The sequence below is a fragment of the Pseudomonas sp. B1(2018) genome (assembly GCF_003097365.1).
Classification (GTDB): domain Bacteria; phylum Pseudomonadota; class Gammaproteobacteria; order Pseudomonadales; family Pseudomonadaceae; genus Aquipseudomonas; species Aquipseudomonas laurylsulfatiphila.
In genome coordinates, this window is sequence record NZ_PYUK01000002.1 from 428,208 (window position 1) to 443,074 (window position 14,867).

The following is a 14,867-nucleotide window of genomic DNA, read 5'->3' on the forward strand; positions in this document are numbered from 1 at the left end:
TCAAGATTTCAATGCTTCGGCAAGTTTCGCGATTTTGCCGCGAATCGAGCCATCGATAACCAGGTCGCCGGCGCGGATGACAACACCCCCAATAAGGGATGAATCTTCCTCGACTTGCAGGCGCACTTCCCGGTTGAGTCGTGCACTGAGAACCTTGGCGAGTTTGTCTTGCTGTTCTTGGTTCAATGCGAAGGCACTGGTCACTTCAACGTCTACCGATTTCTCTTGCTCGGCCTTGTACAGGTCGAACAGAGCGGCGATCTCCGGCAACAGCGGGAGACGGTCGTTTTCGGCAACGACGTGAATGAAGTTCTGTGCCTTTACATCAAACTTGTCGCCGCACACGTCAATGAACGTGGCGGCCTTTTCTGCGCTCGTCAGTCGCGGGGCCTTGAGCACGCGCTGCATGGTGTCGTCTTCCGACACCGCTGCTGCCAGGCCGAGCATGGCTGACCAATTGGCCAGTTGCTGGTGGGCCTGAGCGTGCTCGAAGGCCGCCTTAGCGTAAGGTCGGGCCAACGTGGTCAGTTCTGCCATGATCGCCCTCGCTTAGATTTCAGCAGCCAGTTGGTTAACCAGCTCTGCGTGCGCGTTTTGATCGATTGCTTTGCCCAGGATCTTCGAAGCACCGCCAACGGCCAGGCTACCCACTTGGGCGCGCAGCGCGTCTTTGACGCTGTTCAGTTCCTGTTCGATCTCGGCCTGAGCCTGAGCCTTCACACGGTCAGCTTCGACGCGAGCCTGTTCACGGGCTTCGTCGACAATCTGGGTACCGCGTTTCTTGGCTTGCTCGATGATTTCAGCTGCCTGAGCTTTCGCTTCGCGCAGTTGCTGACCCGCTTTCTCTTGGGCCAACTCCAGGTCGCGAGCTGCTCGGCTGGCAGCGTCCAGACCATCAGCGATCTTCTTTTGACGTTCGTGCAGAGCCGTGATGACCGGAGGCCATACGAACTTCATGCAGAACAGTACAAAAATCAGGAACGCAACGGACTGGCCAATCAGGGTCGCATTAATGTTCACGCCAACACCTCGCAGTTACGTTGTCCATCACACCAAATTACCCGGAAGATCCGAGTAATTAGCCAGCGATCTGACCAACGAACGGGTTCGCAAAGGTGAAGAACAGAGCGATACCAACACCGATCATGGTTACGGCGTCGAGCAGACCGGCAACGATGAACATTTTAACTTGCAGCATTGGAACCATTTCTGGCTGACGCGCTGCGCCTTCCAGGAACTTGCCGCCCAGCAGGCCGAAACCAATTGCGGTACCCAGTGCGCCCAGGCCGATCAACAGTGCAACAGCGATAGCGGTTAGACCAACTACAGTTTCCATCTTTCCTCCCGACTTTTACGTCGTATGGTTTAGGTTTTTTTAATTTAAAGCGGTAAAACAAATCGTTTCAGAGGCCCCGTGAAGAGCCCCTTCCCGTTTGACCGGGAAGGACATCAGACTAGTCGAGACTGGTCTTAATGGTTTTCTTCGTGCGCCATCGACAGGTAGACGATGGTCAACATCATGAAGATGAACGCCTGCAGGGTGATGATCAGGATGTGGAACACAGCCCACGCCCACTGCAGAACGACGCCCAGGCCGCTGAGCCAGAGCAGACCGCTGCCGAACATCACAGCAATCAGGATGAAGACCAGTTCGCCGGCATACATGTTGCCGAACAGACGCAGAGCCAGGGAGATCGGCTTGGCGATCAGGGTCACGAATTCCAGCAGGAAGTTCACCGGGATCAGCAGGGCCTGAACGAAGATGTTCTTGCTGCCGAACGGGTGCAGGGTCAGCTCGCCGATGAAGCCGCCGAGGCCCTTGACCTTGATGCTGTAGAAAATGATCAGTGCGAAAACCGAGAACGCCATGCCCAAGGTCGCGTTCGGGTCGGTGGTCGACACGGCACGGAACGGGATGTGGTGGTCGCCGGAGATCAGGATGGCCAGTTGAGGAATCCAGTCGACCGGTACCAGGTCGACGGCGTTCATCAGGAACACCCAGACGAAGATGGTCAGTGCCAGCGGTGCAATCACCGGGCTACGGCCATGGAAGCTGTCTTTCACGCTGCCATCGACGAATTCGACCAGTACTTCAACGAAGTTCTGCAAAGCACCAGGCTGACCGGAAGTCGCCTTCTTTGCCGCCATGCGGAAAAGAAGAACGAAGATCAGACCCAATGCGACCGACCAGCCGAGCGTATCGACGTGGAAAGCCCAGAAGCCCATTTCCTTGGCTTCTGCTGCGGTGTGGGCAAAGCCCCAGCCGCCGGTAGGGAGCTGACCGAAGGTCAGGTTCTGCAAGTGGTGCTGGATATAGCCCGAAGCGGTTGTTTCTGCCATGGTTGCCTCAAACGCCCTAAGGTCTCGAAAGTCTTGTTCTCATCAGCAGGGGAGCGAACCAGCTGACTGACTGAGTCAGCACGAAGACACCGAATACTGCAATCGGCGCCAATGGCTTCACACCTGCAAACACCAGTGCAAATAGCACTGCCGTCAAAATCAGTTTGCCTGCCTCGCCGGCATAAAAAGACCGGACGATGGACTGGGCTGCTCGGGCGCCGGAAAACCGAAATGCCCTGTGAGCGAAATAAACATTGGGCAGCAAGGCTATCAGGCCTCCGCAAAGTCCCGAGTACCCGGCAACGACTCCCCGCCATTGCCAGAGCGCCAAAGCAGCGATGAGCAAAACGACAAATTGAGCCATTAACACCGGAAAAACTGCCAGGCGATGGAAGGGCAAGCGGTTTGGCGTGCGGGTTTCCATCACTTTTGCTCTCCAATGGTCGGCTGCCAGAATTCAATAACTTGGCATAATTTGTGCCGACAAAATGCGCGCAGAGTATAGGGGCGGTTCTGCCCCTATTCAACTGTCAGGTAGTGATTTCCGACTACGCGCTACATGAGGAAATGTTTCAGCGAATATGTGCGAGCACACCTTGGAGTTCATCCAGGGAGTTGTAGCCGATCACCAACTGCCCTTTACCCTTCTTACCGTGGCGGATCTGCACCGCAGAGCCTAGGCGCTCGGCCAGGCGCTGTTCGAGGCGGGCGATATCCGGGTCCGGTTTTGCAGGTTCAACAGGCTCCGGTTTGCCACTCAACCACTGGCGAACCAGTGCCTCAGTCTGGCGCACGGTCAGCCCGCGTGCGACAACATGTCGCGCCCCTTCAACCTGTTGATTTTCCGGCAAACCGAGCAAAGCACGGGCATGACCCATTTCCAGGTCGCCGTGGGACAGCATGGTCTTGATGACTTCCGGCAAGGAAATCAGGCGCAGCAGGTTGGCCACGGTCACCCGGGACTTGCCCACGGCTTCGGCCACCTGTTGCTGGGTCAGCTGGAACTCCTGCTGCAAACGCTGCAGGGCCACCGCCTCTTCAATCGGGTTCAGGTCTTCGCGCTGGATGTTCTCGATCAGGGCGATGGCGATCGCGGTTTCATCGGGTACATCGCGAACCATCGCCGGGATGGTTTCCTGCCCGGCCTGCTGGCTGGCGCGCCAGCGACGTTCGCCCGCAATGATTTCAAAACGACCGCTGCCGATCGGGCGCACCACGATGGGCTGCATGACGCCCTGGGCCCTGATCGACTGCGCCAATTCTTCCAGCGCCTGCGGGTCCATGTCACGGCGCGGCTGGTATTTGCCGCGCTGGAGCAGATCCAGGGGAAGGTGTTGCAGCTCACGCTGATCGGCTTGCGCCGCTTGTTCTTCCAGCGAGCTGACAGTCGGACCACTCAACAGAGCATCCAGTCCACGTCCGAGACCTCGTTTCTTGACGGCCATGGGGATTCCTTAAGTTGCCTGAGCGGCGGCGATGCGTGAGTTTTTGCGTTGACGACGAACCATTTCGCCCGCCAATGCCAGATAGGCAACGGCACCTCGCGACGCTTTGTCGTACGCCAGCGCCGGCATGCCGTAGCTTGGCGCTTCGGCCAGACGGATGTTGCGCGGAATGACGGTGTCGTAGAGCTGTTCGCCGAAGTGTTCCTTGAGCTGCGCCGAGACATCGTTCATCAGGCTCAGGCGCGGGTCGTACATCGTCCGCAGCAGGCCTTCGACCTTGAGGTTCGGATTGAGCAGTTCAGCGATACGCTTGATGTTATCCACAAGGTCGCTCAAGCCTTCGAGTGCGAAGTACTCGCACTGCATGGGGATAATGACCCCATCGGCGGCAACCAGTGCGTTCAAGGTCAGCATCGACAGCGACGGCGGGCAGTCGATCAGGATGTAATCGTAGTTTTCCCGGATCGGCGCCAGCGCACTGCGCAGACGGCTTTCCTTCATCTGCATTTCCAGCAGCACCACTTCGGCCGCGGTCAGGTCGCGGTTGGCCGGCAACAGCTGGTAACCACCGTGTTCGGAGAAGTGCATGGCCTGGGCCAGGTCGCACTCGCCGATCAACAGGTCGTAGACCGAGTTTTCCAGGCCATGTTTATCCACACCGCTACCCATGGTGGCGTTGCCCTGTGGATCGAGGTCGATCAACAGCACCCGACGCTTGGTCGCGACCAGGGATGCTGCGAGGTTGATGCAGGTGGTGGTTTTGCCCACGCCACCTTTTTGGTTCGCTATCGCGAATACCTTAGCCATTCTTGCTTGTGTTCCCAATCATGCCGTGCGGCGCAGTATCAGCAGATGGCGTTGGCCTTGGCAACCAGGTACGGCCAGGGCGTGTTCGCTATCGAGGTGGAAGTCTGCCGGCAATGCTACCAGCTCATCGGCCGGATGAACGCCCTTCATTGCCAGCCAGCGTGTTTCGCTATCGCCGAGGTGGCGAGTCCAGTTGCTGAAGTTTTCCATGCTGCTGAACGCCCGGGAAATGATCCCGTTGAAGGGTTGGGCAGGCTGGAACGCTTCGACGCGACTGTGGATAACTTGCAGGTTATCCAGTTTGAGTTCGAGTTTGACCTGGGTCAGGAAGCGGGTTTTCTTGCCGTTGCTGTCCAGGCACGTCACCTGGGACTCGGGAAACAGGATAGCCAGCGGAATGCCGGGCATGCCGCCGCCACTGCCGACGTCGAGCCAGCGTCCGTTTTCGATGAATGACATCACGCTCAGACTGTCGAGCAGGTGACGGGAGACCATTTCGTCCGGATCACGCACGGCGGTGAGGTTGTAAGCCTTGTTCCATTTGATCAACAGGGCCAGATAACCCAGCAGTTGCGCGTGCTGGGTTTCTGTCAGTGTGACGCCAAGCTGGCGGGCACCTGTGGATAACTCTTCTGCATGTTGCGAAGTGACCAACGAACTCAAGCGCTTTGCTCCAACTGACGGCCCGCGCCGCGTTTTTTCAAATGAATCATCAACAGCGAAATGGCTGCTGGCGTTACGCCCGGGATACGCGAAGCCTGGCCCAAGGTTTCAGGGCGGGTCGCACCGAGCTTGCTCTGGATCTCTTTGGAGAGACCGGAAATATTCGTGTAATCGATATCCACAGGCAGTTTGGTGTCTTCGCTGGCGCGCAGGCGGGCGATTTCATCCTGTTGACGATCGATGTAGCCGGCGTACTTGGTCTTGATTTCGACCTGTTCGGCGACTTGTGGATCTTCTGCACCGCCACCGGTCACTGAGATCAGACCAGCGTAGTCGATTTCCGGACGGCTCAAGAGATTCAGCAGGTTGTATTCATGGGTCAGCGGCGTGCCGAATTTTTCGGCAATCGCATCGCCCTGTTCAGTGCCCGGGCGAACCCAGGTGCTTTTCAGGCGCTGCTCTTCCAGTTCGATGCTCTCGCGTTTTTTGCAGAAAGCCGCCCAACGCGCGTCATCCACCAGGCCCAGTTCGCGGCCTTTTTCGGTCAAGCGCAGGTCGGCGTTGTCTTCGCGCAGGATCAAACGGTACTCGGCGCGGGAGGTGAACATCCGGTACGGCTCTTGGGTGCCGAGGGTAATCAGGTCATCGACCAACACGCCGATATAGGCCTCGTCGCGACGCGGGCACCAGGCATCTTTGCCCTGCGCGCGCAGTGCCGCGTTGGTTCCGGCGAGCAAACCCTGGGCGCCGGCTTCTTCGTAACCGGTGGTGCCGTTGATTTGCCCGGCGAAGAACAGACCGCCGATCACTTTGGTTTCCAGGCTGTACTTCAGGTCGCGCGGATCGAAATAGTCGTACTCGATGGCGTAGCCAGGACGCACGATGTGTGCGTTTTCCATACCGCGGATCGATTGCACGATCTGCAATTGCACGTCGAAAGGCAAGGATGTGGATATCCCGTTCGGGTACAGCTCGTTCGTGGTCAAACCTTCCGGTTCGATGAAGACCTGGTGGCTTTCCTTGTCGGCAAAGCGGTGAATCTTGTCTTCGATCGACGGGCAGTAACGCGGGCCGATGCCTTCGATCTCGCCTGCATCGGAATACATCGGCGAACGGTCGAGGTTGGCCGCAATGATTTCGTGGGTACGGGCGTTGGTGTGGGTAATCCAGCAACTGATCTGCCGTGGATGCTGCTCTTTGGAACCCATGAACGACATCACCGGGATCGGCGTATCGCCGGCCTGCTCGGTCATCACCGAGAAATCCACGGAACGGGCGTCGATACGCGGCGGCGTACCGGTCTTCAGGCGGCCGACCCGCAAAGGCAATTCACGCAGACGGTGAGCCAGGGCAATCGACGGTGGATCACCGGCACGGCCGCCGGAGAAATTCTGCAATCCAATGTGGATAAGTCCGCCGAGGAAGGTGCCGGTGGTCAATACCACCGAGTCGGCGAGGAAACGCAGGCCCATCTGGGTCACTACGCCGCGCACTTGTTCCTGCTCGACGATCAGGTCATCGGCGGCCTGTTGAAATATCCACAGGTTCGGCTGGTTCTCCAGGATTTCGCGGACAGCGGCCTTGTACAGAATCCGGTCTGCCTGTGCACGGGTTGCACGCACGGCCGGGCCTTTGCGGCTGTTCAACACGCGAAACTGGATGCCGCCTTTATCGGTAGCCATGGCCATCGCGCCGCCGAGGGCGTCGATTTCCTTGACCAGGTGGCTTTTGCCGATCCCGCCAATGGCCGGGTTGCAACTCATGGCACCGAGGGTTTCCACGTTATGCGTCAGCAACAGGGTTTTCACCCCCATACGTGCTGAGGCCAGTGCTGCCTCGGTACCGGCATGACCGCCGCCGATGACGATCACTTCAAAACGGGAAGGGAAATCCACCACGCACCTCGTGCCTGCTTAAGTAGGTAATTCAGGAATAGTTTGAGCTCAGGTTTTTGGACCTGGTCGACAAGTATAGGGACTTCGCCCTTCCTAAAGAACCCTTTGCACAAAATTTAACCAGCTGTGGAAAAGTCAGAGTTATAGAAATTAAAAAGAGAGAAATTTATTAAATCTTTGTTTTTATGTTTATTTCTATGCACCTGCCTTTCTGTGGATAGATCGCTACAGGCCTTTATTTTCAATATGTACAGCGATTCAAAACCCTGTGTTCATGTGCCAATGAGGCCCTTGGATAACCGGTGTAAGCCTGTGGATGAAAGGGGTGGTTATCCACAGAGGCGGTTATGTTCAGTTTTCTGGCCCTGTTATCAACTGACCTTAGCGGCGGTTATTCACAGGGCTTAATCCACAGAAAAGTGTCGCTTTCCCGAAATTCAGGCTCGAGAATTCCGCTCAAGCAGACAAAGTCCGCTCGGCACTGGAAGGGTTTATTCAGAAAAAGAGAGAGCAGACAGGCACGAACGGCCTGTCTGTGAACAGCAGGAGGGCTACTTGCCGATACAGAAGCTGGAGAAAATTCGCCCCAACAGGTCGTCAGAGCTGAAGGCGCCGGTGATTTCTCCCAGCGACTGCTGAGCCTGGCGCAGATCCTCGGCCAACAACTCGCCAGCACCGGCCAGGGTCAACTGGGCACGACCATGCTCGAGGGCAGCACTGGCATGACGTAGCGCCTCCAGGTGACGCCGGCGAGCACTGAAGCTGCTTTCGGACGTTTGCTCGTAGCCCATGCAGGCCTTGAGGTGATCACGCAGCAGTTCCAGACCGGCACCTCCGGACCTGGCGCTCAGGCTGATGGTGACGTGGCCGTCGTCGCTGATCTCCAGGGCAATGGCTTCGCCCGTAAGGTCGGCCTTGTTGCGAATCAGGGTAACTTTCGCGGGATCGGGACGGGTTTCGAGAAATTCCGGCCACAGTGCGAACGGATCGAGGGCTTCCGGCGCGGTGGCGTCGACCACCAGCAGTACCCGATCCGCTTCACCGATGGCTTTCAGGGCACGTTCGACGCCGATTTTTTCCACATGGTCATCGGTATCGCGCAGACCGGCGGTATCCACCACATGCAGCGGCATGCCATCGATGTGGATATGTTCACGAAGTACGTCCCGGGTGGTGCCGGCGATTTCAGTCACGATCGCCGCTTCACGCCCGGCCAGTGCATTGAGCAAGCTGGATTTACCGGCATTCGGACGACCGGCAATGACCACGGTCATGCCATCACGCAGCAAGGCACCCTGCCCGGCTTCGCGCATGACAGTGGATAACTCGTCGCGCACTTTGTCGAGCATGCTCAGGACATGGCCATCGGCGAGGAAGTCGATTTCCTCTTCCGGGAAATCGATGGCCGCTTCGACATAGATGCGCAGGCCGATCAGTTGTTCGGTGAGGTTATGCACACGTGACGAGAAAGCCCCCTGCAGGGAGCGCAGTGCGTTTCGCGCAGCCTGGGCAGAACTGGCTTCAATCAGGTCGGCAATTGCCTCGGCCTGGGCGAGGTCAAGCTTGTCGTTGAGGAACGCGCGCTCGCTGAACTCCCCCGGCCGGGCAAGCCGGCAACCCAGTTCCAGGCAGCGCTTGAGCAACATATCCAGAACGATCGGGCCACCATGCCCCTGGAGTTCCAGCACATCCTCGCCGGTAAACGAGTTTGGCCCCGGAAAATACAGCGCGATGCCCTGGTCCAGTACCTCATCGTGTTCACTGAAAAACGGACCATAGTGGGCAAATCGCGGCTTGAGCTCGCGACCACTGAAAGCCTTGGCCGCAACGCTGGCCAACGGCCCGGAAATACGCACGATGCCTACACCGCCACGACCTTGAGCGGTGGCGACGGCGGCGATGGTTTCACGAGGAACGCTCATAAACCGGTATCCAGACAAAAGTGACAGATAGCAAAACGCCCCACTAGGGGGCGTCTTGAGTGGTTATCCACAGTGTAAATCAGGCAGCTGCTTTGGTAGCCGCTTCGATTTTACGAGTGATGTACCACTGTTGGGCGATCGACAGGCAGTTGTTCACTACCCAGTACAGCACCAGACCCGCCGGGAACCACAGGAAGAAGAAGGTGAAGATGATCGGCATCAGCTTCATTACCTTGGCCTGCATCGGATCCGGAGGCGTCGGGTTCAACTGCTGCTGGATGAACATGGTTGCACCCATGATGATCGGCAGAATGAAGAACGGATCCTTGATCGACAGGTCAGTAATCCACAGCATGAACGGCGCCTGGCGCATTTCAACGCTTTCCAGCAGAACCCAGTACAGCGAGAGGAAAACCGGCATCTGCACGAGGATTGGCAAGCAACCACCCAGCGGATTGATCTTCTCTTTCTTGTACAGCTCCATCATGGCTTGCGACATTTTCTGCCGGTCATCGCCATGTTGCTCTTTCAGCGCGGCCAGTTTCGGTGCCACTGCACGCATGCGCGCCATGGATTTGTAGCTGGCAGCCGACAGCGGGAAGAAGATCCCTTTGATCAGCATGGTCAGGAAGATGATCGACCAGCCCCAGTTACCCACAATGGCGTGGATGTGTTGCAGCAACCAGAAGATCGGTTGGGCGATGAACCACAGAATGCCGTAGTCGACAGTCAGTTCCAGGCCTGGGGACAACTCTTTCAGCACGGCCTGGCTTTTCGGGCCGGCGTACAGAACAGCGCTGGTCTCGGCCTTGGCACCCGGGGCAACACTCATCGATGGGCCGGTGTAGCCGATGATGTAGTTGCCTTTGCTGTCTTTACGGGTCTGGACGACGTTGTTTTCGCCCTTGGCCGGAATCCATGCGGTCACGAAGTAGTGCTGCAACCAGGCAACCCAACCGCCAGTGACGGTTTCTTTCAGCGGCGCCTTGTCCATGTCCTTCATGGACACTTTCTTGTACGGCTCCGAACTTGTCCACAGGGCGGCGCCCAGGTAAGTCGCGGTGCCGGTCGCCGTGGTCGACGAAGGATCGGCGCTGGCGTCACGCTTCAACTGGGCGAACATCGCACCGGTCCAGGGCTGGGCGCTCTGGTTGTCGATCAGGTAGGAAACGGTTACGTCATACAGGCCGCGTTTCAGGGTGAAACGCTTGATGTAGTTGACGCCGTCCTTGCTGAACTTCAGGTCCACGACCAATTGGTCCTGACCATCAGCCAGTTGATAAACCTTCTTCTCCGAGGAATAAACCGGACGACCGGCCGGATTTGCATCCGGACCGTTGGTGCCGATCAGACCGCTTTGTGCCAGATAAGTACGTTCGCCGCCGTTATCGAACAGCTGGAACGGAATTTCCGGATGATCCTGACGACGCGGATACAGCGGCAGGGTCAGCAGGGCAACATCACCACCTTGTGGGTCGACAGCCAGGTCCAGTACATCCGTTTTGATCTGGATGAGGTCCTTGCTCACAGCCACCGGTGTTTCGGCAGGTGCGCTGGTGTCGCTTGCAGCACGTGGAATGTCGTCACTGGCGGAAGCGTTGGAGCCAGGTGCCGTATCCGGCAGGCCCGATGCAGTCGTATTGGTGGCAACATTCTGAGTCGGCAGGGCAGCCTGGCCATAGTCCTGGTTCCATTTAAGAACCATTACGTAGGACACGATTGCCAGGGCGACGATCAGGATCGTGCGTTTGATATCCATGATTACTCGGCCATCGAAGAAGAACGGGAGGTAGGGATAGGTGGAACCGGGTCATAACCACCGGGATTCCACGGATGACAGCGACCTAAACGACGAAAGGTCAGCCAGCCACCGCGAAGAAGGCCATGATTTTCGATGGCTTCTAACGCGTAGCAGGAACAACTGGGGTAGAAACGACAGTGACTGGCCATCAGGGGACTAATGGCATAGCGATAAAACTGGATCGGAACGAGTGCCAGTTTACGCATCTGGACTGTCTACCCCTACAGTTTCGGTTTTGACTGCTGGTACCGGCGAACTGCGAGCCAGGCGTTTCCAGAGTTTGCCGAAATGCTGAATCAATTCGGGGTTTTCTACGTCACCCAAACCTTTGCGCGCGACGATAACAATGTCCCAACCGACCAGTGAATCCTGGTTCAGGCGAAACGATTCGCGCATCAGACGTTTGAGGCGATTGCGCTCGACGGAGAGCTTTACGCTCTTTTTCCCGATAACCAACCCGAGACGGGGGTGATCAAGATCGTTGTTGCGCGCAAGGAGCAGGAGATTTTTCCCCGGAACCTTGCCGGTAGGGGAGTCAAAGACTGCCTTGAAATGCCGGGGAGTAAGCAGACGCTTTTCCCGACTGAAGTCCTGACTCACCTCCAGTGCCGGCTTATCAAACTGCCAGACGCGCACGACCTTTGGCGCGACGACGCGACAGAACGGCACGACCGTTCTTGGTAGCCATGCGAGCACGGAAACCGTGGGTACGAGCGCGTTTGATAGTGCTTGGTTGGAAAGTACGTTTCATTGTCGTGTTACCTGGTTCGTCCACAACGGGCCGGAATGGCCCCCGTTTTAAGAGACCGGGGATTCTAGAGAAAGCAAGCCTTCAGGTCAATTTCCAACCAGCGTTTCCTTATAAATAGATCTCCAGGCGTTTTGCGCTGAACGAACCGCGGGTAAATATAAAAATAAGAAAGGAAAGTATTTAAAGCTTTTCTGTAAAGCTTATAAAAGCTAGGCTCGCACTCTTCTGTGGATAAGTGGCTTCATGCCTTGTTTTACCTGCTGTACAGAGAATGACAACTACAGTGGAAAACCGTGTTCAGCCTGTGCTGCGCTGTCGGATAAGCTGTGTGTGGAATGCCGGCTTATCCACAGGCTGGTTATCCACCGAGTTTCGCCCCCACTTGTGCAATGACCTTAACCCCGGTTATCCACAGAGCTTATGCACAGACCACTGGTCGTCTTTTTTGCGTATGAAACGGCGATTCTTCTTGGTCGATGAACCACCTTCGTGTGGATAAGTCGGCGTCTGGTCGCTACAATGGCCGCTTGTTTTTGCCTCACCGGCTTTCAACTTAGGGGATATCCGTGTCAGTGGAACTTTGGCAGCAGTGCGTGGAGCTTCTGCGCGATGAGCTGCCTGCCCAACAATTCAACACTTGGATCCGTCCACTACAGGTCGAAGCCGAAGGCGACGAGTTGCGTGTCTATGCACCCAATCGTTTTGTTCTGGACTGGGTCAACGAAAAGTACCTGGGGCGTGTTCTCGAATTGCTCGATGAGCACGGCAATGGCATGGCGCCTGCGCTTTCCTTATTAATAGGCAGCAAACGCAGTTCGGCACCGCGTGCCGCGCCAAATGCTCCCCTGGCAGCCGCGGCTTCTCAGGCCCAGGCTGCTCAAACACTTGCCAGCCCGCCGCCGCCAGCACCTGCTGCGGCTTCGACCAAGCGCGCCACGCAAAAAGTGACTGAGGTCACCGAGGAAGAACCTTCCCGTGACAGCTTCGACCCGATGGCCGGCGCCAGTTCGCAACAGGCCCCGGTTCGCGCCGAGCAACGTACCGTGCAGGTCGAAGGTGCGCTCAAGCACACCAGTTATCTGAACCGCACCTTTACCTTCGAGAATTTCGTTGAAGGTAAATCCAACCAGTTGGCGCGCGCCGCCGCCTGGCAGGTGGCCGACAACCCCAAGCACGGTTACAACCCGCTCTTCCTTTATGGTGGCGTCGGCCTGGGTAAAACCCACTTGATGCACGCTGTGGGTAACCATCTATTAAAGAAGAACCCGAATGCCAAGGTGGTGTACCTGCATTCCGAGCGATTCGTGGCGGACATGGTCAAGGCCCTGCAACTGAACGCGATCAACGAGTTCAAACGTTTCTACCGTTCGGTGGATGCGTTGCTGATCGATGACATTCAGTTCTTCGCCCGTAAAGAGCGTTCCCAGGAAGAGTTTTTCCACACCTTCAACGCCCTGCTCGAAGGTGGCCAGCAGGTCATTCTCACCAGTGACCGCTACCCGAAAGAAATCGAAGGCCTTGAAGAACGTCTCAAATCCCGCTTTGGCTGGGGCCTGACCGTAGCGGTCGAGCCACCGGAGCTGGAAACCCGCGTGGCGATCCTGATGAAGAAGGCCGATCAGGCCAAGGTTGAGCTGCCGCATGACGCCGCGTTCTTCATTGCCCAGCGTATTCGCTCCAACGTCCGTGAGCTGGAAGGCGCGCTCAAACGCGTGATCGCCCACTCGCACTTCATGGGGCGCGATATCACCATCGAGCTGATTCGCGAATCCCTGAAGGACTTGTTGGCGTTGCAGGATAAACTGGTCTCTGTGGATAACATTCAGCGCACCGTCGCCGAGTACTACAAGATCAAGATCTCCGACTTGCTGTCCAAGCGTCGTTCTCGCTCGGTCGCACGTCCGCGTCAGGTTGCAATGGCCTTGTCCAAAGAGTTGACTAACCACAGCCTGCCGGAAATCGGCGACGTGTTTGGCGGCCGCGACCACACGACTGTTTTGCACGCCTGCCGCAAGATCAACGAACTTAAGGAATCCGACGCGGACATCCGCGAGGACTACAAGAACCTGCTGCGTACACTGACCACTTGATGAACACCAGCGCAGCTAATTAAGGCAAGGGACTAGACCATGCATTTCACCATTCAACGCGAAGCCCTGTTGAAACCCCTGCAACTGGTCGCAGGCGTCGTCGAACGCCGCCAGACCTTGCCGGTGCTCTCCAACGTGCTGCTGGTTGTCGAAGGCCAGCAATTGTCGCTGACCGGTACCGACCTGGAAGTCGAGCTGGTTGGTCGTGTTCAACTCGAAGAGCCGGCGGATCCGGGTTCCATCACCGTGCCTGCGCGCAAGCTGATGGACATCTGCAAGAGCCTGCCAAACGATGCGCTGATCGACATCAAGGTCGATGAGCAGAAGCTTGTGGTCAAGGCCGGCCGTAGCCGCTTCACCCTGTCGACCTTGCCGGCCAACGACTTCCCTACCGTGGAAGAAGGCCCGGGCTCGCTGACCTGCAGCCTTGAGCAAAGCAAACTGCGCCGTCTGATTGAGCGCACCAGCTTCGCCATGGCCCAGCAGGACGTGCGTTACTACCTCAACGGCATGCTGCTGGAAGTTTCCGCTGGTGTGATCCGCGCCGTGGCCACCGACGGTCACCGCCTGGCCATGTGCTCGATGCAGGCCGATATCGGCCAACCGGATCGTCACCAGGTCATCGTACCGCGCAAAGGTATCCTTGAACTGGCACGCCTGCTCACCGAGCCGGATGGCAATGTCAGCATCGTTCTGGGGCAGCACCACATCCGCGCCACCACCGGTGAATTCACCTTCACCTCGAAACTGGTCGACGGCAAATTCCCGGACTACGAACGCGTTCTGCCAAAAGGCGGCGACAAGTTGGTATTGGGCGATCGCCAGGCGCTGCGCGAAGCGTTCAGCCGTACCGCGATCCTGTCCAACGAGAAGTACCGTGGTATCCGTCTGCAACTGGCCAGCGGTCAGCTGAAGATCCAGGCGAACAACCCGGAGCAGGAAGAAGCGGAAGAAGAAGTGGGCGTTGAATACAACGGTGGCTCTCTGGAAATCGGCTTCAACGTGAGCTACCTGCTCGACGTGCTGGGCGTGATGACCACCGAGCAGGTTCGTCTGATCCTGTCCGACTCCAACAGCAGTGCGCTGGTGCAGGAATCGGATAACGACGACTCGGCCTACGTTGTCATGCCGATGCGTCTGTAATCATGCCCAG

16 protein-coding genes are annotated in these 14,867 nt (G+C 57.3%); 2 read left to right on the forward strand and 14 right to left on the reverse strand.

From position 1 onward, the window contains the following. The 14 genes from C9422_RS04440 to rpmH form a co-directional block, all read right to left on the reverse strand. Positions 1-537 carry a F0F1 ATP synthase subunit delta gene (locus tag C9422_RS04440; protein WP_007985049.1) on the reverse strand — a complete coding sequence of 179 codons (537 nt, stop codon included), beginning with the start codon at positions 535-537 and terminating at the stop codon, positions 1-3. 12 nt (positions 538-549) lie between these two features. Then, positions 550-1,020, reverse strand: coding sequence for a F0F1 ATP synthase subunit B (locus C9422_RS04445; protein WP_007969903.1), 471 nt, complete (start codon positions 1,018-1,020; stop codon positions 550-552). A gap of 58 nt (positions 1,021-1,078) precedes the next feature. Further along, positions 1,079-1,336: a F0F1 ATP synthase subunit C gene (atpE, locus tag C9422_RS04450; protein ID WP_003097235.1), complete on the reverse strand. Its 258-nt coding sequence runs from the start codon at positions 1,334-1,336 to the stop codon at positions 1,079-1,081. Positions 1,337-1,470: 134 nt separating this feature from the next. Further along, the gene (atpB, locus tag C9422_RS04455; protein ID WP_104450363.1) at positions 1,471-2,340 is read right to left on the reverse strand and encodes a F0F1 ATP synthase subunit A; all 870 of its coding nucleotides are present in this window, start codon (positions 2,338-2,340) and stop codon (positions 1,471-1,473) included. A gap of 16 nt (positions 2,341-2,356) precedes the next feature. After that, on the reverse strand, positions 2,357-2,764 hold the full coding sequence (locus C9422_RS04460; RefSeq protein WP_007969901.1) for a F0F1 ATP synthase subunit I: 408 nt from the start codon (positions 2,762-2,764) through the stop codon (positions 2,357-2,359). A gap of 148 nt (positions 2,765-2,912) precedes the next feature. Further along, positions 2,913-3,785, reverse strand: a complete 873-nt coding sequence (locus C9422_RS04465; RefSeq protein ID WP_102700984.1) for a ParB/RepB/Spo0J family partition protein — start codon at positions 3,783-3,785, stop codon at positions 2,913-2,915. Between the two features lie 9 nt (positions 3,786-3,794). After that, a complete protein-coding gene (locus C9422_RS04470) occupies positions 3,795-4,592 on the reverse strand; it encodes a ParA family protein (protein ID WP_007969897.1) in 798 nt (265 codons plus the stop codon). Positions 4,593-4,610: 18 nt separating this feature from the next. Then, positions 4,611-5,255, reverse strand: coding sequence for a 16S rRNA (guanine(527)-N(7))-methyltransferase RsmG (gene rsmG / locus C9422_RS04475; protein WP_007969895.1), 645 nt, complete (start codon positions 5,253-5,255; stop codon positions 4,611-4,613). Next, a complete protein-coding gene (gene mnmG / locus C9422_RS04480; protein WP_116579893.1) occupies positions 5,252-7,150 on the reverse strand; it encodes a tRNA uridine-5-carboxymethylaminomethyl(34) synthesis enzyme MnmG in 1,899 nt (632 codons plus the stop codon). Before mnmG ends, rsmG begins: the two co-directional genes overlap by 4 nt. A gap of 551 nt (positions 7,151-7,701) precedes the next feature. Then, positions 7,702-9,072, reverse strand: coding sequence for a tRNA uridine-5-carboxymethylaminomethyl(34) synthesis GTPase MnmE (mnmE, locus tag C9422_RS04490; protein ID WP_116579828.1), 1,371 nt, complete (start codon positions 9,070-9,072; stop codon positions 7,702-7,704). A 79-nt stretch (positions 9,073-9,151) separates the two neighbouring features. Continuing rightward, positions 9,152-10,831 (reverse strand): membrane protein insertase YidC, encoded by a 1,680-nt coding sequence (gene yidC / locus C9422_RS04495; protein ID WP_116579829.1) that lies wholly within the window; start codon positions 10,829-10,831, stop codon positions 9,152-9,154. A gap of 2 nt (positions 10,832-10,833) precedes the next feature. After that, positions 10,834-11,079: a membrane protein insertion efficiency factor YidD gene (yidD, locus tag C9422_RS04500; protein ID WP_010207715.1), complete on the reverse strand. Its 246-nt coding sequence runs from the start codon at positions 11,077-11,079 to the stop codon at positions 10,834-10,836. After that, on the reverse strand, positions 11,072-11,473 hold the full coding sequence (gene rnpA / locus C9422_RS04505; protein ID WP_015097448.1) for a ribonuclease P protein component: 402 nt from the start codon (positions 11,471-11,473) through the stop codon (positions 11,072-11,074). Before rnpA ends, yidD begins: the two co-directional genes overlap by 8 nt. A 16-nt stretch (positions 11,474-11,489) precedes the next feature. Then, positions 11,490-11,624, reverse strand: coding sequence for a 50S ribosomal protein L34 (gene rpmH / locus C9422_RS04510; protein WP_003213577.1), 135 nt, complete (start codon positions 11,622-11,624; stop codon positions 11,490-11,492). Positions 11,625-12,190: 566 nt separating this feature from the next. Here rpmH and dnaA point away from each other — a divergent pair. Continuing rightward, positions 12,191-13,714, forward strand: coding sequence for a chromosomal replication initiator protein DnaA (gene dnaA, locus C9422_RS04515; protein ID WP_116579830.1), 1,524 nt, complete (start codon positions 12,191-12,193; stop codon positions 13,712-13,714). Between the two features lie 39 nt (positions 13,715-13,753). Further along, the gene (gene dnaN / locus C9422_RS04520; protein WP_007969885.1) at positions 13,754-14,857 is read left to right on the forward strand and encodes a DNA polymerase III subunit beta; all 1,104 of its coding nucleotides are present in this window, start codon (positions 13,754-13,756) and stop codon (positions 14,855-14,857) included. The last annotated feature ends 10 nt before the right edge of the window (positions 14,858-14,867 follow it).

Excerpts from the sequence above, each read along its gene's own strand:
- C9422_RS04440 (WP_007985049.1), bottom strand. The coding sequence starts at position 537 with ATGGCAGAACTGACCACGTTGGCCCGACCTTACGCTAAGGCGGCCTTC.
- atpE (WP_003097235.1), bottom strand. The coding sequence starts at position 1,336 with ATGGAAACTGTAGTTGGTCTAACCGCTATCGCTGTTGCACTGTTGATC.
- atpB (WP_104450363.1), bottom strand. The coding sequence starts at position 2,340 with ATGGCAGAAACAACCGCTTCGGGCTATATCCAGCACCACTTGCAGAAC.
- C9422_RS04460 (WP_007969901.1), bottom strand. The coding sequence starts at position 2,764 with ATGGAAACCCGCACGCCAAACCGCTTGCCCTTCCATCGCCTGGCAGTT.
- C9422_RS04465 (WP_102700984.1), bottom strand. The coding sequence starts at position 3,785 with ATGGCCGTCAAGAAACGAGGTCTCGGACGTGGACTGGATGCTCTGTTG.
- C9422_RS04470 (WP_007969897.1), bottom strand. The coding sequence starts at position 4,592 with ATGGCTAAGGTATTCGCGATAGCGAACCAAAAAGGTGGCGTGGGCAAA.
- mnmE (WP_116579828.1), bottom strand. The coding sequence starts at position 9,072 with ATGAGCGTTCCTCGTGAAACCATCGCCGCCGTCGCCACCGCTCAAGGT.
- yidC (WP_116579829.1), bottom strand. The coding sequence starts at position 10,831 with ATGGATATCAAACGCACGATCCTGATCGTCGCCCTGGCAATCGTGTCC.
- yidD (WP_010207715.1), bottom strand. The coding sequence starts at position 11,079 with ATGCGTAAACTGGCACTCGTTCCGATCCAGTTTTATCGCTATGCCATT.
- rpmH (WP_003213577.1), bottom strand. The coding sequence starts at position 11,624 with ATGAAACGTACTTTCCAACCAAGCACTATCAAACGCGCTCGTACCCAC.
- dnaN (WP_007969885.1), top strand. The coding sequence starts at position 13,754 with ATGCATTTCACCATTCAACGCGAAGCCCTGTTGAAACCCCTGCAACTG.